General features: G+C 49.9%; 17 protein-coding genes. 4 read left to right on the top strand and 13 right to left on the bottom strand.

The annotated features are described in order from the left end of the window. Positions 1 to 19 precede the first annotated feature (19 nt). Both ACYVFD_RS17650 and ACYVFD_RS17645 read left to right on the top strand, forming a co-directional pair. Positions 20 to 2,380 (top strand): hypothetical protein, encoded by a 2,361-nt coding sequence (locus ACYVFD_RS17650; RefSeq protein ID WP_461091648.1) that lies wholly within the window; start codon positions 20 to 22, stop codon positions 2,378 to 2,380. A gap of 95 nt (positions 2,381 to 2,475) precedes the next feature. Further along, positions 2,476 to 3,402: an Rpn family recombination-promoting nuclease/putative transposase gene (locus tag ACYVFD_RS17645; protein WP_461091646.1), complete on the top strand. Its 927-nt coding sequence runs from the start codon at positions 2,476 to 2,478 to the stop codon at positions 3,400 to 3,402. Between the two features lie 25 nt (positions 3,403 to 3,427). Here ACYVFD_RS17645 and ACYVFD_RS17640 read toward each other — a convergent pair whose 3' ends face one another. The 5 genes from ACYVFD_RS17640 to ACYVFD_RS17620 all read right to left on the bottom strand — a co-directional run bounded on the left by ACYVFD_RS17640 (position 3,428) and on the right by ACYVFD_RS17620 (position 10,541). Then, positions 3,428 to 4,330 (bottom strand): glycoside hydrolase family protein, encoded by a 903-nt coding sequence (locus tag ACYVFD_RS17640; RefSeq protein ID WP_461091645.1) that lies wholly within the window; start codon positions 4,328 to 4,330, stop codon positions 3,428 to 3,430. 1 nt (position 4,331) lies between these two features. After that, on the bottom strand, positions 4,332 to 5,495 hold the full coding sequence (locus ACYVFD_RS17635; protein WP_461091644.1) for a XylR family transcriptional regulator: 1,164 nt from the start codon (positions 5,493 to 5,495) through the stop codon (positions 4,332 to 4,334). Positions 5,496 to 5,545: 50 nt separating this feature from the next. Continuing rightward, positions 5,546 to 6,811 (bottom strand): sugar MFS transporter, encoded by a 1,266-nt coding sequence (locus tag ACYVFD_RS17630; RefSeq protein WP_461091643.1) that lies wholly within the window; start codon positions 6,809 to 6,811, stop codon positions 5,546 to 5,548. Positions 6,812 to 6,998: 187 nt separating this feature from the next. Continuing rightward, positions 6,999 to 7,835, bottom strand: coding sequence for an ROK family protein (locus tag ACYVFD_RS17625; RefSeq protein ID WP_461091642.1), 837 nt, complete (start codon positions 7,833 to 7,835; stop codon positions 6,999 to 7,001). Between the two features lie 123 nt (positions 7,836 to 7,958). After that, on the bottom strand, positions 7,959 to 10,541 hold the full coding sequence (locus ACYVFD_RS17620; protein ID WP_461091641.1) for a family 20 glycosylhydrolase: 2,583 nt from the start codon (positions 10,539 to 10,541) through the stop codon (positions 7,959 to 7,961). Positions 10,542 to 10,754: 213 nt separating this feature from the next. Here ACYVFD_RS17620 and ACYVFD_RS17615 point away from each other — a divergent pair, with 213 nt between their 5' ends. Next, the gene (locus ACYVFD_RS17615) at positions 10,755 to 11,861 is read left to right on the top strand and encodes an acyltransferase family protein (RefSeq protein ID WP_461091640.1); all 1,107 of its coding nucleotides are present in this window, start codon (positions 10,755 to 10,757) and stop codon (positions 11,859 to 11,861) included. Positions 11,862 to 11,895: 34 nt separating this feature from the next. Then, entirely contained in the window at positions 11,896 to 14,319 is a 2,424-nt protein-coding gene (locus ACYVFD_RS17610) for a hypothetical protein (RefSeq protein ID WP_461091639.1), read from the top strand. 24 nt (positions 14,320 to 14,343) lie between these two features. Here ACYVFD_RS17610 and ACYVFD_RS17605 read toward each other — a convergent pair whose 3' ends face one another. From ACYVFD_RS17605 to ACYVFD_RS17570, 8 genes are all read right to left on the bottom strand, one after another. After that, positions 14,344 to 15,261: an Rpn family recombination-promoting nuclease/putative transposase gene (locus tag ACYVFD_RS17605; RefSeq protein WP_461091638.1), complete on the bottom strand. Its 918-nt coding sequence runs from the start codon at positions 15,259 to 15,261 to the stop codon at positions 14,344 to 14,346. A 94-nt stretch (positions 15,262 to 15,355) separates the two neighbouring features. Then, positions 15,356 to 16,507: an acyltransferase family protein gene (locus ACYVFD_RS17600; protein WP_461091637.1), complete on the bottom strand. Its 1,152-nt coding sequence runs from the start codon at positions 16,505 to 16,507 to the stop codon at positions 15,356 to 15,358. Positions 16,508 to 16,519: 12 nt separating this feature from the next. Continuing rightward, positions 16,520 to 17,902: a purple acid phosphatase family protein gene (locus ACYVFD_RS17595; protein WP_461091636.1), complete on the bottom strand. Its 1,383-nt coding sequence runs from the start codon at positions 17,900 to 17,902 to the stop codon at positions 16,520 to 16,522. Between the two features lie 25 nt (positions 17,903 to 17,927). After that, a complete protein-coding gene (locus ACYVFD_RS17590) occupies positions 17,928 to 18,791 on the bottom strand; it encodes a glycerophosphodiester phosphodiesterase (RefSeq protein WP_461091635.1) in 864 nt (287 codons plus the stop codon). Between the two features lie 4 nt (positions 18,792 to 18,795). Further along, complete coding sequence (locus ACYVFD_RS17585; RefSeq protein WP_461091634.1) at positions 18,796 to 20,907, bottom strand: hypothetical protein; 2,112 nt, start codon at positions 20,905 to 20,907, stop codon at positions 18,796 to 18,798. An 11-nt stretch (positions 20,908 to 20,918) separates the two neighbouring features. Next, positions 20,919 to 21,737 (bottom strand): HpcH/HpaI aldolase family protein, encoded by an 819-nt coding sequence (locus tag ACYVFD_RS17580; protein ID WP_461091632.1) that lies wholly within the window; start codon positions 21,735 to 21,737, stop codon positions 20,919 to 20,921. A gap of 134 nt (positions 21,738 to 21,871) precedes the next feature. After that, positions 21,872 to 24,148, bottom strand: a complete 2,277-nt coding sequence (locus ACYVFD_RS17575; protein ID WP_461091631.1) for a hypothetical protein — start codon at positions 24,146 to 24,148, stop codon at positions 21,872 to 21,874. Positions 24,149 to 24,206: 58 nt separating this feature from the next. Further along, a complete protein-coding gene (locus ACYVFD_RS17570) occupies positions 24,207 to 26,435 on the bottom strand; it encodes a hypothetical protein (RefSeq protein ID WP_461091630.1) in 2,229 nt (742 codons plus the stop codon). Positions 26,436 to 26,446 lie beyond the last annotated feature (11 nt).

Below are 26,446 nucleotides of genomic sequence, written 5' to 3'. Positions count from 1 at the left end.
TCCCTATATCCTTTATTTCATGAAACGGATTGGTATTACTAACTGGTGGATTTTCGTACTGCTGATTCTGAGTGGTTTCGAGCGAATTCATGCTCAATCGATTTCGTTGGGCCGGGCGGTCGTGCTGGTATCACCTTCTGTACCGCTTCCGATGCGCGAGACGGCTCCGCAGATACTCCGCGAAGAAATCGCCAAACGAACCGGAATTTCCTTATCTACTCGTTCAAGTTGGCCTGCCAATGCAGTACGTATCGCGTTTGCGCTTGCTGGCGACAAAGAATTATATGGCAATCCCGTTCCAGTCAATACCGATCCTAATCGGGCTGAAACACAACCAGAAGGCTTTCGCATCGTTAGTGAAGTTGGCTCAACTGGGACTACACTGTGGGTTATCGGTGCCGATAGCCGGGGCATTCTGTTTGGCACAGGCTGGTTGTTACGCAACCTGCAAATGCGGCCGAAGCAGATTGAATTAACAACCCCGGTAAACGTCGCAACCGCACCCGCTTACCCGATTCGAGGGCATCAACTCGGCTATCGAACAACGGCCAATTCGTATGACGCCTGGACCGTTGCTCAGTTTGATCAATATATTCGGGAACTGGCCATTTTCGGCACCAATGCAGTGGAAGGTATTCCGTTTCACGAAGAAGAAAAACCCAGCCCACATTTTAAGGTACCAGCCCCGGAAATGCGCATTCGGATGAGCGAAATCTGCCAGAAATATGATCTGGATTACTGGGTCTGGACACCGGCTACTTTCGCGCTAACGGATGTTGCCAAACGCACCGCTGAGCTAGACCTGCATGAAACTTTCTACCGAACCTGCCCCCGGCTCGACCATATTTTCATACCCGGTGGCGACCCCGGCGACAATCACCCCAGGGAGGTCATGCCATTTTTAAAAGACCTGCATACGCGACTGATCAAATATCACCCAAAGGCTAAGATATGGCTTTCACTCCAAGGCTTCAGCGTCGAACAGGTCGATTATTTTTATGATTATCTGGCCCAATATAAACCTGATTGGCTGGCAGGGGTAGTGTACGGTCCCAGTAGTCCTTCTCTGTCGGAAACCCGCTATCGGCTCCCCAAACAATACCAGATCCGCCAATATCCCGACATTACACATAACATCCGTTGCGAGTTTCCGGTCTCGCATTGGGATCAGGCCTATGCCCTGACGCTAGGCCGTGAAGCGACCAACCCCCGCCCGTATGCGTATGCCAAAATACAGGCTGCCATGGCCCCATTTACCGATGGGTTCGTTTCGTACTCCGATGGTTGCCACGACGATGTGAACAAAATTGTCTGGAGTATGCGGGGCTGGGAGCCGGATAAATCTGTTCATGAGATTCTGGAGGAATACGGGCGTTTCTTCTTTAAACCCGAACTGGCGGCTCCTGTTGCGGACGGGATTGCCGCCCTCGAAAACAACTGGCAGGGACCACTGGCCGAAAACGGAGGAGTCGAAGCCACGTTTACCTTCTGGAGACAACTGGAAACGGCTAACCCTCAACTGGCTCAAAACTGGCGCTGGCAACTTTTCCTCCTTCGTACCTATTACGACACCTACACCCGCCGACGACTGCTCTACGAACAGTCACTTGAACAAAAAGCGAACGAACGACTTGCACTAGCCGACAAAATAGGGTCGGAAACGGCCATGAATCAGGCACTGGCGCTGGCCAGTCAGGCCGATACCAAACCGATTTCAACCGACTTACGCCAGAAGATTGAAACACTATGCGCCGATCTGTTTACCTCTGTTGGCTTACAGACGAGCGTTTCCAAATATAAGGCCAAAGGATATGAGCGAGGCTGTTTGCTCGATTTCGTCGATTATCCATTGAACAATCGCTGGTGGCTGGCCGACGAGTTCACCAAAGTAAAGGCTATGAAATCACCTGATGAACAAGTGGCTCGTCTGAAGGTCATTGGCATCTGGGAAACTCCTGGCAAAGGCAGTTTTTATGATGATGTATCCAGCATCAGCAAAGGCCCCCGCATTAAAACGACTTCCGACGATGCCACGGATATTGCCTGGTGGAAAGATGGGTTTAGCCGAGCCCGACTTTCGTCGCAAACCTTTCAACGCTGCCCCGCTCTCGACTATAGTCAACTTGATCCGGGGGCTCGCTACATCATTCGGGTCGTTGGATTTGGCGAAGCCCTGTTACGGGTAGATGGTCAGCGTCTGGAACCTACCGTTTATAATCGGGAAGCCGATACGGTGAAAGAATGGATTGTACCTCTGTGGGCTACGCAGGATGGCCGTATCAGCGTTACCTTCGACCAGCCCGAAGAATCGCACCTGAACTGGCGACAGAACTCCCGCATTTCTGACATCTGGCTACTGAAAGAAAGTCAGAAAGAGTAAGCCGCACACCACAACATTCATTTTCTGAATAGTAACGAACAACACTTTCTGGCGTCTAACCGCAACGCAGCATAGGTTGTTCGTTACTATTTTTCATGAAGCACGACGATACACTCTGGAAAGCAATAATAGAGGACATATTTGAGGATTTTCTACGGTTTTTCTTCCCCAATACGGATGACTTGTTCGCACTGGAAAAAGGCGTTGAATACCTTGACAAGGAATTAGAGCAATTATTTCCGCCCGATCAGGATGCCTATTCCCCTCGTTATGTCGACAAACTAGTAAAAGTGTTTGTCCGGGCAGATGATCAGATTCAGGAACAGTGGATACTCATTCATATTGAAGTTCAGGGTTATAAAGATTCCAGGTTTGCTGAACGAATGTTCCAGTACTATTATCGCATTTTCGATAAATATCAGCAACCGATTACAGCGTTTGCTATTTTCACAGATGGTCACAAAGGATACCAGCCTGCTCACTACGAGCGTGTTTATCTGGGAACAAAACTCCATTATCAATACAACACCTACAAGATACTTGAGCAACAGGAGACGGAGCTACTAACCAGCAACAATCCATTTGCGCTTGTCGTATTGACCGTTAAAGCAGCGTTGACAGGCAAAAAGTTAACTGAAGACCAACTTGTCGAACTAAAGATACAAATCGCCAAAGTGCTATTGAGCAGTCAGTTACAAAAAGCTAAAATCAGGAGCTTAATGAATTTTCTCCGTTATTATGTTCGCTTGGAAAACCCGGAAACGAACCGTAAGTTTGATACAGCGATCGAAGCACTCACAGCGACCAATACAACAATGGGCATTGAGCAATTTTTATTAGACAGAGCCAAAAAAGAAGGCCTCCAGGAAGGAGTTGAGAAAGGCTTTGAACAAGGAATCGAGCAGGAGAAACGAGTGATTGTCACGCGGCTTTTGGAAAAAACCAGCTTTAGTAACGAACAAATCGCTGACATTGCCGACGTTCCTGTAACCTTTGTTGAGCAACTCCGAAAAGACCTATAATTCTCTAGTTAGATCAGGGAGCAGCTTACTTTTTCGGCAAAAATACCTTCACGTCAGGATGCATGGTATAGAGCCTGTACGCTTCCCCATCCGGTACGAGAATCCCACTGGAGCAGTTGTTGCCCATAATCGGATTGTGCGGGTATTTTGTCCAGTGAATCAAATCCGTCGATACCGCGACATTCGTTGACCAGTCATGCCAGTCTTTGTACGCCGATGCATGATAATAGGCATAATACCGACCTTTATACTTGATGATCTGGTTCATGGCTACCGCGTATTGGTCATACACCTCAGGGCCTTTCTTCAGAACGGGCTCATCCTGTACATTCGTCCAAACAGACAGGTCTTTTGAGGTAGCCAGCCAGACGGCTTCATCGTTTCGTTCATAGAACAGATACCAGGTGTCGGCTTCTTTCCAGATTGCGGGCGTTCCATACGGGCCTTTGCTCAGTGGTGCGCCGTTTTTGTAGCGAATATCGAGCAGGCCATGTTCCTGCCAGTGAATCCGGTCAGTGGAGGTCAGTAAATGCGCTACATCGTTCTTCCCTTCCGCGAACATATAGTAGGTTCCTGCCGATTTAACGACCGACATGTCTTCAACCCAGGTATCGATATGAATTGGATTTCCAGCATAACGTGTCCAGTGTAATCCATCGGGCGAGGTTGCATAGCCCAAAAACTTCGTCTGGTCTTTGCCATCCCGATAACCCGTATACCATAAGTGATAGGTATCCCCTTCCCGCAGTATATACCCTCGCTCACGAATGTGTTTGTCCCAGGTATCCTGCCCAGTGCCGCTGAATACAGGATTTGTTGTATAGGGCGTAAACTGAACTAGTTGATGAGGAAACCCAGGCTCATCTGTTACAGGCTGACGATAACCAGCGAACAAGGCCAGACAAAGGAGTAGAAACCCGTTTTTCATATTATTTACCCGCCAGGTATTTATGGCGATATTCGAGTGGGGTAAGGCCTTTGACCTGTTTGAATTGCCGGGCAATATTCTTCGAATCGTTAAGTCCCAGATCCATCGCAATTTCAAAAACAGCCTGATCGGTTTCCAGCAGTTTTTTCGAGAATTTCTCAATACGCAGATTCTGGATGTACTTGTAAATCGGATAACCTACTACTTGCAGGAAGCGCATTTCCAGTGATCGGCGGGACAGGGGCACCTGCTTCACCACCTCATCGACCTGTAGGTTTTTGTCGATATTCTGGTGAATGTATTTGAGCGACAAGGCAATGTATTCATCGGCCGTCGAATAAATATCCGTCGACTGGCGGGTAATGATCTGCGTAGGCTCTACGATAATATCATAAAACGTGCTGATCTCCTTCCGAATCAGTTGATCGAGCAAATGGGCTGCGTCGTACCCGCCTTTCTCGGCATCCTGCACAATACTCGACAGGGGTGGATCGGATAGCTCGCAGAGTGTTTCATCATTATCCACACCAAGTACGGCCACCTCTTCGGGAATTCGAATTCTTGTGTGTCGACAGGTTTCGGTAATGTGCTGCCCCATCCGATCGTCGCAGCACAGGATGGCAATAGGCTTGGGTAGTGACTTCAGCCACTTACTTAACGAGCTGGGTTTATAGTACCATAAATCGCTCGAACTGTACTCTTCATGCTCAAAATAATGCACCGTACACCCTGCTCTGGATACCCGTTCATCGAATCCTTCGGCTCGCTCCCGAGACCAGACGATGTGCTTAAAACCGTAGAACGCAAAATTCCGAAAGCCCTTACGCAGAAAATAATCGGCAGCCATAGCGCCCGTTGCTCGGTGGGCACCCGTAATATTCGGAATTTCGGTGAATCGCTCTTTGAAATCCTGTGCAATGACCGGAATGCCTGCCTCAACGATTTTTTCGACACTGCTCTCGTTATAAAGCTGCCCAATAATACCATCGGCTCCCCACTCCTTCGCCCAGTTCAGAATCCCATCGACCCCTAGTGTTTCGCGGTGAAACAGGGGCATCTGGCAAAACACCCAGGGACCATGTTCCCGGGCATATTTGGAGATTCCTTTCAGCAAACTCCGGCTGTAATCCTCCGCAAAGTCGATGAGTAGAATAATCTTGTGCATGAGAAAAGAGTGATGAGCGAAAGAGTGAAAGAGCGAAAGGCGGCACTCTTTCACTCTTTCACTCTTTCACCGCCCGGCGGCCCGGTCTTTAATTTAATCGTTGCATTGGTAACCAGCGGTTTCGCCCAGACGCCGATACTGAAAATATAGCCTAACGTAAATAGCATGACCAACATAGCCCAGCGCAGTCCAAGCCACTCGGCCAGTCCGCCGATGACGAGCGGCACCAGCGCTCCGCCCACAATTCCGGTACACAAGATACCAGAAAAAGTGCCATGATGCTCAGGTACAGAGTTGAGCGCCAGCGAAAAAATAATGGACCACATCACCGACGCAAAAAAGCCAGTGCCCGGCAAGGCAATCAGTGCCCACTCTTTCGGGCCAAACAACCCGACCAGCAACGAGAGCACAGCCCCCACAGTAAATAGCTTCAAAACGGCCCGGCTGTCGGCCACTTTCAGAAGAACCAGCCCCAGCACACAACCAATCGTCATCAGCCCCCAGAAATAAGCAACGACTTGCGCTCCCACGGTTGATGGATCGACCCCATGATACAGTTGAAGAAATTTGGATATCCAATTGGAAATACCCTGTTCGGTACCTACATACGCGAAGATACCAGCGAAGTAAAGCAATACGGTTTTATCCCGAAGCAACGCTGTCAGGGTTCCACCTACTTCCACTTTCTCGTCGTCTTTTAGTTCGACCTTCGGGAATCGGATCAGGGCTACAATTCCGATCATCAGAACCGTAGTCAGGGCAAATACCCAGTATAACGAGACCCATTCAACGCCTGTCGGTACGACCTGATCGAGCCATTGAATCCAGAACGAGCGATCACCTTTATGAACGGTCTGGACGAAATAGCTGTACAGCCATGGACTCAGGAATGAAGCCGCCCCCGAAAATAGTTGGGCCAGAACAGAATTAAACGCAAAATGCTCTTCGCCACCGGCTACCCGAAGTAGGGGGTTAATAGCGACCTGTAGCATCGCCATACCGACACCAATGGCAAACAACGACCCCAACGCCACGGCAAAACGGGGCTCCAGGGCAAATAACAACGACCCCAGAAAAGCCAACAGAAAAGCACCGATCAGCACATTCTTTTCGCGGTACTTCTCAACCAGTATACCCGCCGGTATCGACACACCATAGGCGACAAAAAAAGCAAACGGCAGAAACCCAGCCAGACCAATACTCAGTTGAAAGCTATCGACCAGATCCGGTATAATCGGACCCAGGATGTTGGTCAGGAAGGAAATGACGAAGAAGATGACCAGCACCAGGATCACCAACAGGGTATTTCGTTTCATCGTATCTTTTTCAGGTGTTTTGCCAACCCAGGATTCTAATCTGACCAATTATTCGCTGCTGGACCGTATGACTTCATGACAACAGCAGGAAGTCATACGATCCAGTAAAAAGAAAAGTTTAGTCATAACATTTATCTTACCAACCTACAGGAAATACTGCATTTATACGGAGTAGCGGCTAACTCGATCACACCAATTGGCGAACCAGCGCAGCGGCTCCCAACAGGGCTATATTTTCGTTTTGCGATTGAAACAGCTTGAGTCGACGGAGCGTGACCGGGTACGCGAAGTCGGCCATACTCTCAAACATCGTCGTTTTGAAAAACGGGTATGCTTTGGCAATTGAACCACCCAGAATAATGACTTCGGGATCGAAGGTATACAGAACTACCTTCACGGCATTGCCAAAATGTTTGCCAAAATCGGCCCATAGGTTCAGCGCATGTTGCCCACCCAGCAAGGCAGCCTGACTGGCTTCCAAAGCTGTGGTTCCGTGAATAGATTCGAAAAAATCACCAGCGGCATACGACTCGATATTCTTATCCAGATAAGGCAACAGACCAATCTCGCCCGCTCCGCAGTTACTGCCCGTATACAATTGATTATCAATAATAACGCCCGAGCCAAGGCCTGTTCCGATAGCCATACCCACTGCCGAACGGTAACCCTGCGCTAGACCGAACTGATGCTCACCCAGAATAAAACAGTTCACATCATTGTTGACAAACACGGGCATATCGAACTCTTTTTCGAGAATATCCCGCAGGGCTACCTCCTTCCACGACGGAATGTTGGCGACATCGTACACCACCCCCTGCTCAATGTCGACTACAGATGGAACGCCGATACCAATACTGGTAACGGATGAGTCAACCAACGGACGGATGAGTTCAATCAGTTGGGACAAGGTAGCCGACAGGGAGTCTTTTTGCTGTAAGGTTTTGCTATGTTGCCGGACAATTGTACCGTCTTCAACCAGACCCGCCCGTACATTCGTCCCTCCTAAATCAACCCCAATAGTCATAGTGGAAATATTTTTATATTAGTTCAGATTAGTATAGAACGCAGATTAGTATGATTGTTATAATTTAATATGATCTGTGCAAATCTTAACGATCATACTAATCTGCGTTCTATTTTTATCGAATTACTTGCTAACAGTTATTGATCGACTGGATCGGCCTGCGGCATCAAAGCTTTTAAGTTTTACTGTACCTGTCACGGTAACGGGGCTCGCAAACGCTGTGGATTGTGCTGTGGGCTCAGATCCATCGGTTGTGTATCGAATCGTTAGGCCGGGTAGCTCGACATTCGCTTTCAACATCCCGTTTTCGATTAATGCACCCGGTGGTGGTATGCGATAGTTATAACCGCCATTCAACCGGGCCAGTCGGAAAAATTCCTTCTGAGCCAGTGTATTGGCAAATACATTCCAGCCTGCATCCATGGCCCGTTCGCGTGCCTGTTGGTTTTCGATAGTCTCCCAGGTACGCTCGGGTGCCCAGGCGCTCTCCGCAAAGCCAAGTAATTTAGGCAGTATATCATATTCGGCCATATCGCGCCCTTTTACAGTCTCGCTCCACAATTGGGATTCTACCCCCCGAATGTTTTTTCGGGCTTCGGGTTTCATCCGTTCCAGCCCGGCAAAACTGAGCGGTTTTCCCATCGAGGTTTTGTAGGTGGTTTTAAACATGTCGTACGGCGCAAAGGCCCAGTTGTCCCGAGTATCGACATAGCCCGCCCAATACAGTCCCGGCTCCAGTGGGTCGTTGTTGTACGACATATCAAAGTAGAAGTTCGACACGTTGCACAACACTACCGGATACCCGGCATTGGCCAGCCGATTACCCAAATCCAGATCGAACAGGTTGTTCCAGACGTACGGCACTACGCCTTTTCCAACAAACTCAGGGTTCACGGCCAGTTTCCCATCGGCCGATTTTGTGAGTACAACCTCCTCCCAGCCATGCACTTCGAGCTTCCGTTTGGCGAGTCGGTCGCGAAGTTTACGGAAGAAATAAGCCTGCAAATTTTTAGGGTCTTTGATGGTCGGATTCTCACTCAGCAGTTTAGCGGCTATTGGTGATTTCGTCCAGACACCTTCCGGCACTTCGTCGCCCCCCGCGTGCATCACATCCATCGGCAGGCCCGCTTCCTTGTACATCTTCGTGATTTCGTCCACCACTTTTTCGTAGAAATGGTAAGTCGACTCCCGCCCAACACTCACTACGTTATCGGTATAGCCCTGAGCTGACAGATAAACTGATTTGTCGTCGGGGTCGATCAGGCGGTATTCGTTCGCTTCTTTTTCCTTACCTTCTTTCATGAACCGCTGGTAGCGGGCTTCCATTGCTTTGATAGCCGCTCGTGCATGACCCGGCAGGTTCACTTCCGGTACAACCTTGATGTGCCGTTCGTGAGCATATTTCAGAATTTCGATAAAATCGGCTTTAGTATAATAACCGCTTCCGTATTTTTCTTTGTCGTAGGCCTTTGGACCCGACCCATAGGCCGGATGGAGTACAGGAGCTTCTTTACCCGAGGTATGCTCGCGTTGGGCCCCTACCTGCGTCAGTTCGGGCAAGCCATCGATTTCGAGTCGCCAGCCTTCGTCTTCGGTCGTATAGAACAGAAACTTGTTGATTTTATAATAGGCCAGCAAATCCAGAAGGCGGAGAATTGTCTCTTTGGTCTGAAAATTTCGGCTTACATCCAGATGCATCCCTCGAAATTCGAAACGAGGGGCATCGTCAATCTGGGTATAGGCCAGTGGAACATCAGCCGAGGGATTCCGATACGCGTCGGTTGGGAGAAGTGCCAATAAGCTCTGCGTTCCATAAAAGACTCCGGCCGCATCGCTTCCCGTAATCGCAATCCCTTTATCGTCGATACGCAACTGGTAGGCTTCTTTGGCAATGCCATTTACCCGAACCACTCCCGTTTTCAGAAAAATGCCTTTAGCCGTTGGCGCCTGACTGCTCAACGAAACCTCTCTCCCTACCAGCGCCTTCAACTGTTTACTCAGCAATCTAGCTTCGTTCTCCAGTCCTTTATCGGCATAAATCACAAAGGTCGAATTGAAGGCCAAAGTACCTGGCGACGTAACCAACCTGACTGGCGATGGAATGATTGGCTGCAGTTTTTCGGCGGAGAGCAAGGAAACCTTCAGGTTATTCTGGTAGGTTGTTGCCGGGCCTGCCGGTGGGTACAGATCGCCCGGTCCCCGTAGGATTTGCTCTTTCCGAATAAAGGGTTTAACCGTATAATTAGCGACCTGTACGATGGATTCTTCTTTGCCACCCTGATCATAAAAAACCACGTAAAGTCCCATCGGCGCATCGGTCACTTTGGTAACGGCCTCGGTTCCTTCATAACTGATTTCTGTGTATGCACCCGGTTTAAGACTGAACCCTTTAGCCGGAACCAGCTTATACCAGTCGCCATTGATATGCTGAACCGTTGCAGATTGGGGCGTTCTGGATGGCAGAATAGGCCGGGGCGACATGTTGAAAAACAAGGCCCAGTTGGCATCGGTCAATTCGTTATCGCTGTTGTTTTTCAGCATAAAACGAGCCTGAAAACCATCCTTGACATCGGTAAAATTGCTGACGAGTTCCCAGGAAACGGTGAGTTGGTTGCCAAAGCCTCCGCTTTCGGTAGCAGCCCGCTGACAGCCGTTTATGCCTATGATAAACAGGCAAATGAGGGTAATGTAGAAACTCTTCCGCATAAATCGTCCGGTTTAGTAGCCTTTATAGTACGCTAATCAGTACTAAAGATACCATTGTCAGATGTAATAAAATGGTCATTTAATTGTCATTCGCTGTCATTCATTAGTCATTAAGGTCGTTAATGGTCATTTTGTAGTCAGTGATCATTGTAAACTAAAAAAGGATAATCTATGACGACAAACGACCAGAAATGCCAAGTAAATGACTACTGAATGACCAAAATTCCGATGACGCCGAATCGACTCATTTCCCTGGATGCGCTGCGAGGGTTTACCATTGCCGCCATGATTGTTGCCAACTTTCCGGGCAGTGAGAAGTTCGTGTATTTCACACTGCGCCATACCCGCTGGAACGGTCTATCATTCACTGATTTAATTGCCCCAACGTTTCTGTTTATTGTCGGGGTATCCATTACGCTGGCTTATTCGCGCCATGTGGTCGAAGGAAGTCCGAAAGGAGAACTTTACCAAAAAATTATCATTCGCTCACTGAAGATTTTTGCGGTGGGCATGTTCCTCAATTTATTACCCGATTTTACGTTTTCGGATGTGCGCTGGACCGGCACACTCCACCGGATTGCCATCGTCTTTCTGGTTTGCGCAACGTTATTTTTAAACACAACCTGGAAACAACAGGCCTGGATTGGGGCTATTACGCTGGTCGCTTATTGGCTGGCCATGACGCTGATCCCTACGCCCGATGCGGGAAAGGTTGTTCTGGAGCCCGGCCAGAATCTGGCGGCCTGGCTGGATCGAAAATACCTTCCGGGGCGCATGTGGCAGGGTACCTGGGACCCGGAAGGTATTCTCAGTACGTTTCCATCCATTGTGACCACGATAACGGGTATGCTGGCCGGGCGGTTGATGCTTACCTCAATTAGCCCCGCCGAAAAAGTAGCGTACCTGATGACAGCGGGCCTATTCAGCGCAGCCGTCGGGTATTTCTGGGGTCTGACCTTCCCGGTCAACGAAAACCTATGGACAAGTTCGTTTGTGTTGGTCACATCGGGCTTTGCCGCCCTGCTGCTGGGAGCCGTTTATTTTCTGGTCGATGTACTGGGGCATACTCGCGGCACCAGGCCAGGCATCATCTTCGGCGCCAACGCCATCACCGTGTATGTACTGGCCGACATCTTTGCCCTTGTTTTTTACCGAATGAAATTCGGCAGTTATTCACTTAACGAACATGTAGTCAATGGATTGATTGGGATTGGCATTCAACCGGAGCTGGCCAGTTTACTGTATGCCCTGTTTTTCATCAGTGTCAATTTCATTCCAGCCTACATCTTGTACCAACGCAGGATTTTCATCAAGCTGTAGAAACCGGCTCGTCGGTACATATCCTACCCTTCCTATGCTTAAACGAATCGTTTTCTCCGTTTGCTTTTGTTTGGCGCTGACTACGGCTACGGCTGTGGCAAATCCAATCGATTTGTCTAAAGCACGGATTGTTAATACCGTTACGGACAAAAGCATGCTGCATCGAACGGTTGAAGTACTTCAACAGGAAGTTCGAAAACGGACCAACATTTCGCTACCCGTCATCACAAAACTCCCTGCCGACAACCAACCATTGATAGGACTTGTCCTGGAAAGCGATATAGATAAACTGCCCAAATCCTTTCAGAAATTTGTGCGCGATATGCCAGCAACGCAGCAGGAAGGTTTTAAACTGCTGACGGTTGAATCGGCCAACGCCGTACTTATTGTGGGGCATGATGCCCGTGGGCTACTCTATGGCGTCGGGCGATTACTGCGCAAGCTGAACATGCGTCCGGGAAAGCTTGAGTTGCCCGAACCGATTACCCTAGCCACTAGTCCGCGTTATCCGATCCGTGGGCATCAGTTGGGTTACCGGCCCAAAACCAATGCCTACGATGCGTTTTCGGTAGCGCAGTTCGACCAGTACATCCGCGAACTAGCGCTGTTCGGAGCCAACAGCATTGAGATTATGCCCCCCCGTACCGACGATGATTTTACCAGTCGGCATATGAAGTTACCAGCCATTCAGATGATTCGGGAGCAATCGCGTATCTGCGCCGACTATGGGCTGGATGTCTGGATGTGGTACCCGAATATGGGACAGAATTATACGCATCCCGATTCCATACAGAAGGAATTAGCCGAGCGAAATGAGGTGTTTGCGACTATTCCGAAACTGGATGCGGTGTTTGTACCGGGTGGCGACCCCGGCGAACTGGAACCGGATGTACTCTTTGCCTGGCTCGAAAAAGAAGCACAGGTTCTGCATAAGTACCATCCAAATGCTAAAATCTGGGTTTCGCCCCAAGTCTTCCGGCCAACAACGCGCTGGTTCGATGCCTTTTTCAGCTATGCCAATCGCCGGTACGACTGGTTTGGTGGAGTGGTTTTCGGTCCCTGGGTCAAACTGCCCGTACAGGAAATCCGGCAACGACTACATCCATCTATTCCGATTCGCCATTATCCTGACATTACTCACAATTATAGCAGCCAATATCCGGTACCGCATTGGGACCTGGCCTGGGCCATGACGCTTGGTCGCGAAAGCATTAACCCACGTCCGCACGATGAAAAGATCATTCACAATGCCCTGGATGAATTTGGAGCAGGCAGCATCAGCTATTCGGAAGGCACCAACGATGATGTTAATAAATTCGTCTGGAGCGATCAGGACTGGAATCCCGAAACCCCTGTTATCGAAACCCTTCGCGATTATGCCCGGCTGTTTATTGGCCCCGATTATACCGAAACCGTTGCACAGGGTCTTGTAGCGCTTGAGCAAAACTGGCGGGGTAGTCTGCTAACCAACGAATCTGTCGAACGTACGTTAATGCAGTGGCAGACGATGGAAAGCTCAGCTTCGCAGTCGATACGGCAAAATCCCAGATTTCAGATGGGTTTGTTGCGTGCTTACTATGATGCCTATACTCGTCACCGTCTACTCTATGAAACAAATCTGGAACAACAGGCACGCGACCGGCTGACGACTATAGAGCCTGGTGGTTCGTTGAGGGCGATTGAGCAGGCAAAGGCCATTCTGATGAAATCCTGGAAAGAACCTATTTTGCCTCAATATCGTCAAATCTGCTTTGCCTTAGCGGACTCATTATTCAAAAACATCGGTGCTCAGCTAACCATCGAGAAACATGGAGCCATGTCGGGACGAGGTAATTTTCTGGATAACATCGATATTCCACTCAACGACTCTCCCTGGCTCCTGTCGCAACTGGAGTCTATTGAAAAAATCAGTGATGAGCGCACACGTTTAACCAAAATCAATGAGATGCTCCACCGAACCGATCCAGGTCCAGGTGGCTTCTACGATCACATGGGTGCTCCCGAAAGCTGGCACCGGGTCGTCTCAGAAAAGCGCTGGGAAGAAGACCCCGGCAGTTTGCAATCGGCCCGAATCGGTTTTGGCGTCGGGCTAGTGGGTGTTGAGTGGGTCGATGAAATTAAAGCGACGGGTTTCAAAGGGCAGATTACCCCGCGAGTCTGGATGAAGCAGGCGAAAACGCTGTATGATCAACCCTTAAAAATTGCCTACAATGAACTGGACCCCAAAGCCATTTACCGCCTTCGCATTGCGTACACGGGTCGGTTCCGTTCGCGCATGAAGCTCACGACCGACGACGGTTCAGTCGTTCATGAGTTTATCCAGACGGGTGAGCAGCCAATCTATGAATTCGACGTTCCAAAGGCGGCACTGGCCGATGGAAACGTAACCTTCATCTGGACATGTGGCGAAGGAGAACGCGGTTCGCAGGTAACCGAGCTTTGGCTACTGCGCAAGTAGTGTGTGGGCCTAAAAAGCCTAAACTTATACGCTCTTCTTTTTGACCTCTTCGACAAACGATACCGGTACGCCAACCAATCGGGCGATTTCCTCAACCGTAAAGGAGGTTTCCCGAAGAAGCATTTGAGTGACAGTCTGGCTCTTTTCTTTCACCCCCTGTTCTATTCCTTGCTCTCTACCCTCTTTTTTAGCACGTTCCAGCAAAAATTGCTCAATTCCCATTGTAGTATTTTGTTGCGTTATAGCTTCAACAGCCCGCTCAAACTTATCGATTGCCTCCTGTTTTTCCAAACGTACATAATACCGAAGGAAGTTCATCAAACTTCGAATCTTATCTTTGGACAATTGGCTCGCTAACAATTCCTTAGCTATATTTATTTTAACGGCCAGCAATTGCGCTTCAGTCATCTTTTTGCCAAGTAAAGCAGCTTTACCGATTAACAATACTTTGGCAAAAGGATTTGTACTGCCTGATAAAGCAGCATCGCTTTGCTCCAGTAGTTTATAGACATTGTACTGATAACGGAGCTGGGTTCCCAAACAATCCTGTTCATAATAGGCAGGTTGATACCCTTTATGACCATCTGTAAATAAGGCAAAAGCTGTAATCGGCTGCCGGTATTTGTCAAAAATACGGCAATAATACTGGAACATTCGTTCCGCAAAATTGGGGTCTTTGTAGCCCTGTACTTCTATATGGATTAAAATCCACTGTTCCTGAACTTGGTCGTGTTGACGAGTATATACTTTTACAAGCTTGTCAACATACCGGGGTTGATAGCTATCCTGTTCAGGAGGAAACAATTGTTCTAATTCCTTATCCAGGTAGTCAAACCCTCTATTCAGAAGAAACAGTTCTTCTGCTTTCGGATAGAAGAATCGTAAAAAATCATCAAATACATCTTCTAAAATTGCCTTCCAGAGAGAATCATCTCGTTTCATCGTCTGGCAAAATAATAACAATTTACCAATTAGTCACCTAAAAGGTTAAATTGTCACTATTTTTTATTACCAGACAAATCCGGTGTATAACCTATTATACCCGCAGGAACGTCTTTTTCTTATACATGAAATATAGGAAAGCCCATTTGACGGCAATTACGCCCAGTGCCATGCCCACTTCCTGGACGGCTTCGGAGGAGGACAATTTCAGCAAGCCCTCGAAGAAGAACCGGCCTGCGTAGCCAAAACTAATAAACTCACCCGCCAGGTAGATCAGGATGGAGTTCATGCCGATAACCGTAAAGAAAAACGTCCAGCCTTTTATATCTTTTACGTCGATGATCCAGTAAAAAATAGCCAGCAGCACCAGGCTAAACCCGCCGGTAACACAGACGAACGAACTGGTCCAGAGGTTTTTATTGACCGGAAAAACGAAATTCCAGAGCCAGCCCAACAAGACAAATCCTACACCTATACCCAGCAATCGAAGCGCCTTCTGTACGCCCGTCCGCCCATGCGACCGGAGGAATGTACCGGCAAAAATGCCCAACAGCGCATTGCCAATGGCTGGAAGCGTTGAAAACACCCCTTCGGGATCGTGAATCGTTTTGTAAAGATGACCCGGCACAATCTGGCGGTCGATGTAGCTGGCCAGGTTACACTCCATCGTCAGAATACCTGCTCCACAGCCTGGTACCGGCACCAGCATCATTAACGCCCAGTAGCCTAGTAGCAGTCCGACAAACCAGATGTATTGGAAACGCGTGCTGGCATACAGGTAAATCAATTGCCCAAACATGCCCGCCAGACCAATGCGGCCCAGCACACTGGGGAAACGTGTATCCTGAAACGCTTTGACAAACAGACCATTGTTGTAAATAACACCCAGCAGCACCAGCACCAATCCCCGAATGATTATTTTCCGGGCAATCTCCGATTTATCCGCACCTTTATCCAGTCGGCTGCCAATCGAAAAAGGAGTCGACACACCAGCCATGAATAAAAACAAGGGGAAGATCAGATCGTAGGCCGCAAAGCCATTCCAGTCGGGGTGGCTTAACTGATCTGCCATGACCACCGCCCAGGCCCAGCCTGTCGTTTTAGCCAGTCCATGAAACACATCCTCACCACCCATAATCCAGAACATGTCGAAGCCACGCAGGGTATCGAGCGAGAGGAGTCGTTTGACAGGAGCGGGTTGGGCAACAGCGGGTTCGGCCGTCGATTGTGCGGTAGATGTTTGCATAGTAGGTTGGTTTTATTCTTTTTTCGCCTGTTTGCGGGCTTTATACTCCTGAAAACGATTCCGGTATTCATCCATTTGCGTGGGCGTATACCGTTTTTGATACTCAGCCGGTAATTCAAGCCGTTCGGGCGCTAGTACCGGAGCCTGGTCGACCAGTGTATTTTTCCCTTTACTGTCCTTCAATAAGTCAAACGAATCGTATTTCTCACCGGTCACCGTATACGATTGATAGGACAGCTTAGCCCCGTCGATTGAAATGGTCTGGTACAACTGCGTATTCGAGGCTGCCCGGTCCATCCAGTTTTGCAGACCAATGTCGTACATTTTCGGGCCACTGACCGATACCACGTAGATCGGCCCATCGGGATGTTTTCGACTCTTGCCTAATGGCATGTTCAGCCCTCGGCCATAGGTATGATCATGTCCTTGCAATACCAGATCGACGCCATACTTTTTGTAAATAGGCTCCATTCGTTCACGCCATTCGTCATTGTCCCGGCCTTGTTTGGTTGAGTAAATGGGATGGTGATGGGTCACGATGGTCCAGCGATTCGGATTGCTGCTCAGAACTTGTACCAGCCAGTTAGCCTGTGTGGTCATCACCGCCGAATCGAGCAGAGCGGCCTGTGAATTTAAGGAAATAAACCGCACACCCTGATAGTCGAAAAAATAAGCGGTCTCTTCCAGCCCTTTCGGTCCATTCTGGGGCAATACAAACGACGGACGCCAGTGCCGCGATACACGATAGGCCCCTTGTTCATCTTTGAAGTATTCATGATTACCCGGTGTAGCCAGCGTAGGTATCATCCCATTGATCCAGCCACCCGCTTCAAACCATTCGGCCCATTGCCAGTCGGCGTTGGACGTAGTGATCAGGTCGCCCGCATGGATCATCAGGCTTACGGTTGGCAGCGTGGAATACGCTCCGCGAATGGCCCTTGACCAAAGCGATCGGATGTCGTTCTGTGCATCGCCAAAATATAAAAATGAAAAGGGTGCTGGCTGATCTTTTGCTGTTTTAAACTGAAACCACTCAGTCCAATGCATTTTGTCGCCCACCCGGTAGGTGTACTTTGTGTCTGGCTTCAGATTAGTAAAATGGACGGAATGGTACAAAACGGCTTTGCCATCGAGGACAACCCGTTCGGCAATAGCTTCTACCGTCACGGCTTTGGTAACAAAATCAGGTGATGGGTCTGCCTCAGCAATAGCGCCTATAGCCTGAGTAACCGTTGAATCGGTACGCCAGTTAACCGACTGTGATGTGGCTGGATTCGCTTGCCAACCCAGAATAACCCGGTCAGGATAGGCCGTTGGGGTATAGTCTTTGTGTACCTGCGCCCATCCCGACGCCGTTATGGCTACCAGAAAAGCTGTATAGATCAGTTGTTTCATCACGTTCAAGTCAGGTTGTTTTAGATTACTTAGTTGGCCGTTGGGCTACTGCTCGGTAGACGCTCAGGGTATGATCAGTCTGAATCACATCAACACCCAGTTGGGCTGCTTTCCGGTAGTATTCGGGTGTATCCCCCTCATCCAGCAGATCGACAAATACCCGAAGGCCGCGTTGATGTAGTTGATCGACCAGCTCTTTTGTCAGTATCCGGGCATCTATATCGAATGCATACGGATGCAACCTCGCCACTTTATCTGTCAATTCTTCCATTTTTCGGAGTGAGGGCATACATTTCGCTTTAGGAGCCACTTGTTGAAGGGAAAGCAAAAATGCATCGGAGCCATAAAAGACCGCATCATTCAACAGACCATATTGCGACAGCACAGCGACCAACGGTTCAGCAGCCACCGCCTTGCAATCGACATACAAGTTGGTTTTCGTGCGATGGTGCTTATTCCAGTCAGCCACCAGTTGGCATACTTCGGCTAAAGTCGGAATTTGCTCGGCCAGGAATGATGCCCCAGCTCCCTTACCGGCCGACAATCGTTTCAGTTCGGTCAATGTTTGATCGGCTACTGGCCCTATGCCATTGGTCGTTCGATTGAGGGAGCCGTCGTGCAGAATAATAAGCTGGCCGTCTTTGGTCGTGCGAACATCGATTTCTATGTAGTCGACCTGTCGTTGCAAGGCGATCCGAAAGGTTGCCAGTGTATTTTCTGGCGCAAGACCTGTATTGCCACGGTGGGCCGACACCTGCATAACTGGCTTATTCGACAACATTTTCCGATAATAGGCAATGGAATCCATTGGTAATTCCGGCGATTGACCATACGCAACACCGGCACAAATCAACCCTCCTAGCAGATAGGTACGTATAATAGTTTTCATAACGCTATTTGTGTTCAGCATTTTTCAGATTCGGCTTGGCACGCCAGTAAGCTTCTGGCCCGAAGCGGGTATGCATGGTATTGCCTAACTCTTCATGCGCCGGATAAGCGTACACAAGCCGATTCGTCAGCACGAAAAAAACACCCGATAGAACAATAGCTCCAACTGTTCGTAGCCAGGCCTGGCGATAAAGCGGCTGAAACGATTCGGGTGGAGCTATCACGATCCGCTCCCGTTCATGTGGCATGACCAGCACCAACAGGGTCGCCCCAATGGCGTTGAGCGTAATCACCCATTCGGTCAGTAGCCGCTGGGGGTGCCAATCGACCAGAGCCCGTTCAAAATTCCCGACCACCATCAGCCAGAGCAGGACTAAAAAAAGCAATTGCCCACGACCCAGCCAGGAGGCCGGAATGATGGACAAGGGCTCCCGAAAATGCCGCCGGATCAGCCCAATCAAGAGGACTAGCAGCAGTAGCCAGGTCAGATTGAACCAACCCACCGGACTTAACTGCCAGGAATCGATACCGGGCAAACGGCCCAGATAGGGCACATCCCACAAAGCAGTGGTCGTTTTCGTCGATCCGTCGGGAAGTGTAATTGACCGGGTCCACACGTCAGGATTCAGTTGCTTACCCCATTCCTCGACGTTCTTGACCAGATTGACATACGGAATCGCCAGCCACACGAATACGGTCGCTACTCCTAACGTCCATCGCCCCTGTCTGTTCACAGGTCGATCCTGATGGATAGGCACTCGTGTTGCCAGAAAACCCAGCGCGACCACAATAGCGATGCCGTTCACAAAGCCGTACGTCTGTTCCAGAAAGCTGTGCCAGTTCTGCTGCTGCCAATTGGCCCAGTTGGCTACGACGGTTTTAAATTCAGCGTTATCGGGCGAAAGGCCACGTCCAGCCAAGATGCGCGGATTACCCGGTACCACCAGCAGTTGTTTCACCCACTGAATACCCGAAAAGCCCAATCCGCCAATCAAACCACTGATGACGGAAGACGTGGCCACAGCCTCTAACTGATGTCGTCGGAACCAGAGAAGTGCCCCGATAAAAACGCCCGTGATCCCCGCCCAATCGTCGCTGCGGGGCGGTGTCATTCGAAAGCCACCATAGTTGGCCAGGCCGATGCTTCCAAGTACAGGCACGGCCAGGAAGAAAAGTAGCCAGCCCGCAGCCATGTAGACGATCAGCGATGCGCCCTGGCGAAATTTCCCAAAGCGAACAAAATAGGCGGTAATTCCCAGCAGTAGCCCAATAAACCAGCCAATATGCTGCGGATAATCGCCAAACCACTGCGGCCAGTTGTTCAGAAAATTATGGGGATCGAAAGCCCGTTGCCCGGTTTCGGGACTGATATAGGTTGGATCGCCCAACGGGTACGTTAGCCACGAAGCCAGGGTTTTGTCCAGGCCCGCTACGCGTAACAATACCTGAATTGCCCAGCCGAAGAGCGCTCCGATGGCCGCAAAAGCAGGCAGCCACAGCCTGTTTTTTTCAGATCGATCGGTTAAGTCGAAAATCCCCATTGCCAGCAAAGCCGTGGAAGCCGCCAGATAATCGGCATCGAGCCAGTATAGCGGACTTTTATGCCGCGAAGCCGTATGATCGAACCCAATGCCTGACTGGAGCCACTCGGCTATCGGGTCTTCAATACTATCCTGAATAAACCACGCTCCAAACAGAAACAGTATTGGCTTGAACAGGTCCACCAATCGCTGATGCTCGGCGACAGCCGCTAATGCTGTACCGGCTCCGCCCAAAGCCGCCCACAAAAAACCGATATAAAACAAGCCTACATACCCATACCACTGCGAAAGGAACTGGCCACTTTGCGTATAGGCAATGACCTGCATGTAGGAAATGGAGCCGCCAAAGCCCCAACCAATAGCGCCAAAAAAGGCAAAGTAAAGCACCCGCTCTCGCCAGTCGGCCCGGCCCGATAACAACGCGACCACAATAGCCGCCAGACAGCCCGCAAAAGCGGCTCCGTATTCATGGCCAAAATTACCCCGAATGCCCCAGCCAATCGACAGCGCAAGGCCGCCTAATACGATGGATTGCGGACGCCAGATAGGAGACAGCGCCTGGGTTGCCGTAGTCATTAATCGTCAGGTTAAATAGTCAGTGAATCTGGCTGACTAGGCTCCTTTCCATCGCCAACGGCTTCTTTAATGATAGCCAGGTCGTGGCGCAGGCGCTGACTGAACAGGGCAATATCGAAGCTATGCACAACGATATTGGCCCCTTCGGCCATCCAGCGAATTTGCCGTTCGGGTTCCAGCGAAAAATGAATGCCGATAGCCAGCCCTTTCTGGCGGGTTTTGTGAATAATGGTTCGTACAGCCGCTTCGAAATCAGGGTGATCGTACTGCTCAGGAAGCTCCAGACTTACCGACAAATCGTGTGGCCCAATAAATACCGCATCCAAACCCGGTACTGATAGCATTTCGTCCAGCCGGTTCATCGCTGGAACACTTTCGATGTTGGCAATACACAGATGGTCGGCATTATACGCGGCTATGTAATCAGCCATTTCGGGCGACAAGGTATCGGTTCCGTTCAGGTAAGCGGCTAGCTTTTCGCCTTTCAGCGGACGGTATTTAGTAGCGCCTACCAGCGTCTGTACCTGTTCGACCGATTCGAGGTAGGGAGCCACGATGCCGATAGCTCCGCCATCAATAGCCTGACAGGCCAGATACGGATCGGGGCTGGGGATGCGAACGATCGGCGTAATGCCATACGTCCGAAACTGCTGACAAAGCCGGGCCAGTTCCGACCGATCCAGCGGTATGTGTTCAGTATCAATAAACACAAATTCAAGACCGATCTGTTTTATGACTTTAGGCCACATCGGGCCTGTCGAGGTGATACAGGTTCCGTATACATTTTGGCCATTTTTAAGCCGTTGCAGAAGACTAGCAGAACCACTCATAGGAATCGAATAGTAAACGTGATAAGCTACAGTACTCATCTACAGTACTACGGCCTATTCCTCTATTCGGGCTACTCTTTATACGAATTTAATGCGAAGGTGGCGGTCTACTTTGCGGTTGCGCTCCCAGCTATTCATCGTTCAATCGGTGCGCTGATTACGCCCAAATACCTACCCATCCAATACGGCAACAGGAAGGAATCACCTGCGCTCAGTTCAGAAACTACCTTACCCGGCCGATCCAGTTTGAAGAGATTGCGGTTGTGTTTGAGTTCAGGTCGTTCGTCGGGAGGCAGGACTTTGGTAGTTGTCTGGCCCCGGAAGTTGGCGGGTATAAACTCTATGTCTTTCCGATGGCTGTTCAGCATAGGCCATTCGACCATATCGAGCGGAAATTCCTGCAAATACCAGATGGTTTCGGGTAGATCGAAGGTTTTGGCGCCCGTCATGGCATAACATAAATTCCAGAGACCATCTTTTTCGGGGCGTTCCGCCTGCCAATGGTCTTTGATGGCCTCCCGGTATTTTGCTTTTAATTCAGGGGTAAACGCATACGGATACAGGCACCAGTAGGCCAGAAAATACATTTCATCGTCGGAGTGGTTCCATTCTTCCGAAAGCATCTTTGCCCAATCACCCGCGCCTTTAGGCGCCTTCCCAATCTCGCTCATGGGCCACATCAGGTTGTCCAGATAGCCGTACTGCTGCATCAGTTCGTAGGCTTTCTGCTTATAAATCGGCTTTTTGGTGAAATGATAAGCGGCCTGTAAAAAGGCAATGATGTTGGACGACATGATTTTCCGGTCGCCCACCGAAGTCGGAAATGCGTTGACATAGTCGGGATGCCACTTGCCCCAAAGCGTAGGTTTGCCATCTACATCGATCAAATACCAGTTGTTTCGGATGATGTTGGTCATCAGGCCGTCCATCAGTGTAATGGCTCGTTTTTTCACGTCACCATCCATCAGTTCGGCCAGCATGGTCAGGCAAAATAGCTGCCCTACCGTCTGATCGCTGCTGGTGGTGCCCCGCCAATCCCACTGTGGGTCGCTGGCATGGTTCCAGCCGTTGGTAAGTCCGCCATCCCAGGCTTTGGCCTCAAATTTATGATACCCCTGCCGTTCGAAGCCCCGTCCGAAAAAACCGTCCATTCCGGTAATGCTAAATAGCCGTTCCATAGCCTCGAACGATTCCAGGCAGTTCTGCAACGCGTCCTTACTTCCGGTCACTTTATAGCGAAACAACTGGCTGACCAAGTACATCGATGTCCAGAGGTTGTCACTGTCCCGTTGCCCCATTTGCGCTGTCGACAGATCACCGTTCTGAATGACGGTCACATCACAGTTGAACCCGTACCGAATGTGCCGTTGCCGAACCTGCTGTTCATAACGCAAGGCTTTCTGTTCCAGGGTCATCGACTCGAAATGGATTTCGCCCAGACCCTTGTTGGTTAGTATACAAACTGTTTTTTCGGCTCCCTCCTGAATGGCCGTTACGCGATTGCCCGGCAACCAGCGTTCGCCATAGTAGTAGTTAAATGTACCGTCGGGACGCAGCATAAACGCTCCCCTGGTCGAGCCAAACCACAAATTCCCCTGCACCACCGAAATCACGGTCAGGTCCGGCCAGGGTACTTTCTTCTGTATACCGCCAATCGGCGTAAACGAATGGGCGTCCAATACTTGATACCCGTCGTACGTGCCGAGGTATACCTTGTTTTGAAAAACCGCTAAACAGGTTAAACCCGGTTGTTCGAAAACAAGTTGGAGCTGACCTGTTTTCAAATCAAGCCGACTCAGTGAGTGCTTTCCCAACACCCAGTAGCGTTGCGCAATGGTTTCGTAGTGTAGACCAATTACTGAATCCTGTGGTAACGTACCTGCCCATACGCTCGAACCGTTTCGCCAAGCCCGGAGCCTGACCCCATCCGAAATCAAGCCTGAAAACGACTCGCCATTCCCAGTGGCTCCTCCACAAAATAGCCGAGCAGCAGGCATATCGTGCCGAACAGACAGTTTCCCAGCCCATGCATTGCTAAACAGGGCGGTATTGTCCAGGTAAACAAACTGTTGGTTATAAAGACCTAAAGCGGCAATAGCCCGGTCAGCCATCGGTCGGTACGTTTGGTCGGCCACCAGTTTACCGGGATATTGAAACTGTCCACCTGATGGACGCAGCAACCCTTGCGACGAAAGAACCTGTGTTATACCGTTTCGATCCGTACCGACATAATTAAGTTGGCGTGTCGTATCCGTAGTGTAGTATTTGACGCTAAAATCCTGTAGGTACGGCACATCCCGATAAACCGGTTGCTGCGCCGGGACAAAGGGCGAAAGAGTGACTGAGCGAATGAGCGTTCCGTAAAACAGCCAGCTCGTTCCGTTTTTTTTAAGAAGGGTTAATAGATTCATGATCAGCAAACGAAGTCCGTTTCACACTCAATCACTCAGTCACTCTTTCGCTCTTCATCTATCGCACCGGTGCGCTGATTACGCCCAGGTACCGGCCCATCCAGTAGGGTAACAGCCAGATGTCGCCCGCGCTATGCTCGGAGGTGCCGTTGCCCCGTGTCCGCTCCAGATCGAACATGTTGCCATTATGCCGCTGGATAGGCCGTTCGTCGGGTGGGAGTACTTCTTTGGTGGTCTGCCGACGAAAATTGTCTGGAATCAGCTCAATATCTTTCCGATGACGGTTTCGGATCTCCCAGTCGATCAGGTCGAGCGGAAACTCCTGCAAATACCAGACGGCTTCGGCCAGATCGAACGATTTTGTACCCGTCAACGCGGTGAAGATGTTCCAGGCGCCTTCTTTTTCGGGCCTTTCCAATTCCCAGTGATCGATAATGGCCTTCTTGAAATTGGCCCGGAGGGTATCGTTGAAGGCGTAGCGATACAGCCCCCAGTAGCCCACAAAATACATTTCATCGTCGGAGTGGTTCCAGCCGTCCGACATGTGCTTGCTGTGTTCATCGGCATTGTCTGGGGCTTTACCGATGATCCGCATGGGCCGCATCAGGTTTTCGAAATAGCCGTGCTTCTGCATCAGTTCAAACGCCTTTTTCTTATACTTTTCTTTATGCGTAAAATGATAGGCTGTTTGTAGCATCGCCACAATATTGGACGAGTTCAGTTTGCGGTCGCCTACATTGATCGGGAAAGAGTTGACATATTCCGGGTTCCAGCGGCCCCACATGGTTGGCTTCCCATCGAAATCGATCAGGTACATATTATGAGTGAGGATATGACTCATCAATGTATCAATCAGCATGATAGACCGGTTTTTCAGGTCTTTGTCATCGACCAGTTCGGCCATGGCTCCAAAGGCAAAGATGTGCCCGATCACTTCGTCGCTGCTGGTAGTCGATTTCCAGTCCCAGCCGGGCAGGGGTGAATGCTGCCAGCGTTCCACATCATGTAGTTTGCTGATATACCCTGCCCGCTCAAACGAACGCGCCGGAAAACCGGGAACCGGGGTAACGGTATACAATCGTTCCATCGCATCGAGCGACTCCCGGCAGTTTTGCAGGGCTTCTTTATCTTTCGTAACAGCGTACCGGAAAATTTCACCGGCCAAATACATCGACGTCCACAGACCATCATTATCCGAATCTTCCATATAGCCACTCTCCAGCACCCCTTTGTCCATCCGAACCAGCGACGCATTGAACCCATTCCGAATATGTCGGGTCCGCACCTGCCGATCGTAGAACTGCGCTTTCTCAGCGAGCGTCATCCATTTCGACTCAATTTTAGCCAGACCTGCCGTTGTAAGAATCAGGACCGAATTGGCTGGGCCTGCAACAATTTGTGTCACCTCATTGCCCGGTAGCCAGCGCTCACCATTGTAATAGTCGAACTTACCGTCGGAGCGCAGCGCAAAGGCTCCCTGATTCGAGCCGAACCAAAGCTTTCCAGCCACCTCCGCTACAGCCGTAATGTTCGTAGCTGGCACTTTTCGATGAGCCGCACCAATCGGTTTCTTCGTGTTCGAATCGAACTCCAGATAGCCGTCAGTGGTACCAATCACGACTTTAGTACCTTTTGCGGCCAGATCGAACGCGGTAAAGTTGGCCCCCTCCAACGCTTTGCTCAGTTTAGGTGCTTTGCCCGATAAGGTATACAGTGATTTTTTACCCAGTATCCAGAATTGATCGACACCGGGCTGATACCGAATTTGGATCGCTTCGTCATCGGGTATGACTCCTTTCCAGCGGACATCTTTGCCGTTGACCAGATGTAATGCTTTTCCATCTGAAACCAGAAATGTAAAATCAGCCCCGCCCGCAAACAGTCGGGCTTGTGGAAGCTGGTGTTCGGCAAAGAGTTTACCAGCCCAGGCATTGCTCAGCACCGCCCGATTATCGAGGTAGACAAGTTGATGGTCGTACACACCAATGGCCGCCAGCTTCATATCACCCATTGGCCGATACGACTGATCGGGCCGTACAGTACCGGCAACCAGAAACTGACCGCCTGATGGATGCATCAGCCCATTGCTCGTGAGCAGTTGAATAACTCCATTCCGGTCGCAGGCAAGCCCAGACAAACTGGCATCTGGCTTATCGGCATAATACTTAATGCTGTAATCCTGCAAAAACGGTTTGTCCTGATACACAGACTGAGCACTCGCCAGAATCCCCAACGACATTCCCAACGCAACCCCAGCCAAGCTTTTACGAATTATTCCTAAACACATAGATTTTGTTT

It is taken from the genome of Spirosoma gilvum (genome assembly GCF_054776815.1).
Note: the sequence above shows the minus strand (reverse complement) of the source record. Positions and strands in the feature narration are given on the sequence as shown.

Coding starts and splice junctions, on each gene's coding strand:
- ACYVFD_RS17575 (WP_461091631.1), bottom strand. CDS start 24,148: ATGAATCTATTAACCCTTCTTAAAAAAAACGGAACGAGCTGGCTGTTT.
- ACYVFD_RS17635 (WP_461091644.1), bottom strand. CDS start 5,495: ATGCACAAGATTATTCTACTCATCGACTTTGCGGAGGATTACAGCCGG.
- ACYVFD_RS17595 (WP_461091636.1), bottom strand. CDS start 17,902: ATGAAACAACTGATCTATACAGCTTTTCTGGTAGCCATAACGGCGTCG.
- ACYVFD_RS17605 (WP_461091638.1), bottom strand. CDS start 15,261: ATGAAACGAGATGATTCTCTCTGGAAGGCAATTTTAGAAGATGTATTT.
- ACYVFD_RS17600 (WP_461091637.1), bottom strand. CDS start 16,507: ATGCAAACATCTACCGCACAATCGACGGCCGAACCCGCTGTTGCCCAA.
- ACYVFD_RS17640 (WP_461091645.1), bottom strand. CDS start 4,330: ATGAAAAACGGGTTTCTACTCCTTTGTCTGGCCTTGTTCGCTGGTTAT.
- ACYVFD_RS17580 (WP_461091632.1), bottom strand. CDS start 21,737: ATGAGTGGTTCTGCTAGTCTTCTGCAACGGCTTAAAAATGGCCAAAAT.
- ACYVFD_RS17585 (WP_461091634.1), bottom strand. CDS start 20,907: ATGACTACGGCAACCCAGGCGCTGTCTCCTATCTGGCGTCCGCAATCC.
- ACYVFD_RS17645 (WP_461091646.1), top strand. CDS start 2,476: ATGAAGCACGACGATACACTCTGGAAAGCAATAATAGAGGACATATTT.
- ACYVFD_RS17630 (WP_461091643.1), bottom strand. CDS start 6,811: ATGAAACGAAATACCCTGTTGGTGATCCTGGTGCTGGTCATCTTCTTC.
- ACYVFD_RS17590 (WP_461091635.1), bottom strand. CDS start 18,791: ATGAAAACTATTATACGTACCTATCTGCTAGGAGGGTTGATTTGTGCC.
- ACYVFD_RS17570 (WP_461091630.1), bottom strand. CDS start 26,435: ATGTGTTTAGGAATAATTCGTAAAAGCTTGGCTGGGGTTGCGTTGGGA.
- ACYVFD_RS17620 (WP_461091641.1), bottom strand. CDS start 10,541: ATGCGGAAGAGTTTCTACATTACCCTCATTTGCCTGTTTATCATAGGC.
- ACYVFD_RS17625 (WP_461091642.1), bottom strand. CDS start 7,835: ATGACTATTGGGGTTGATTTAGGAGGGACGAATGTACGGGCGGGTCTG.
- ACYVFD_RS17610 (WP_461091639.1), top strand. CDS start 11,896: ATGCTTAAACGAATCGTTTTCTCCGTTTGCTTTTGTTTGGCGCTGACT.
- ACYVFD_RS17615 (WP_461091640.1), top strand. CDS start 10,755: ATGACCAAAATTCCGATGACGCCGAATCGACTCATTTCCCTGGATGCG.
- ACYVFD_RS17650 (WP_461091648.1), top strand. CDS start 20: ATGAAACGGATTGGTATTACTAACTGGTGGATTTTCGTACTGCTGATT.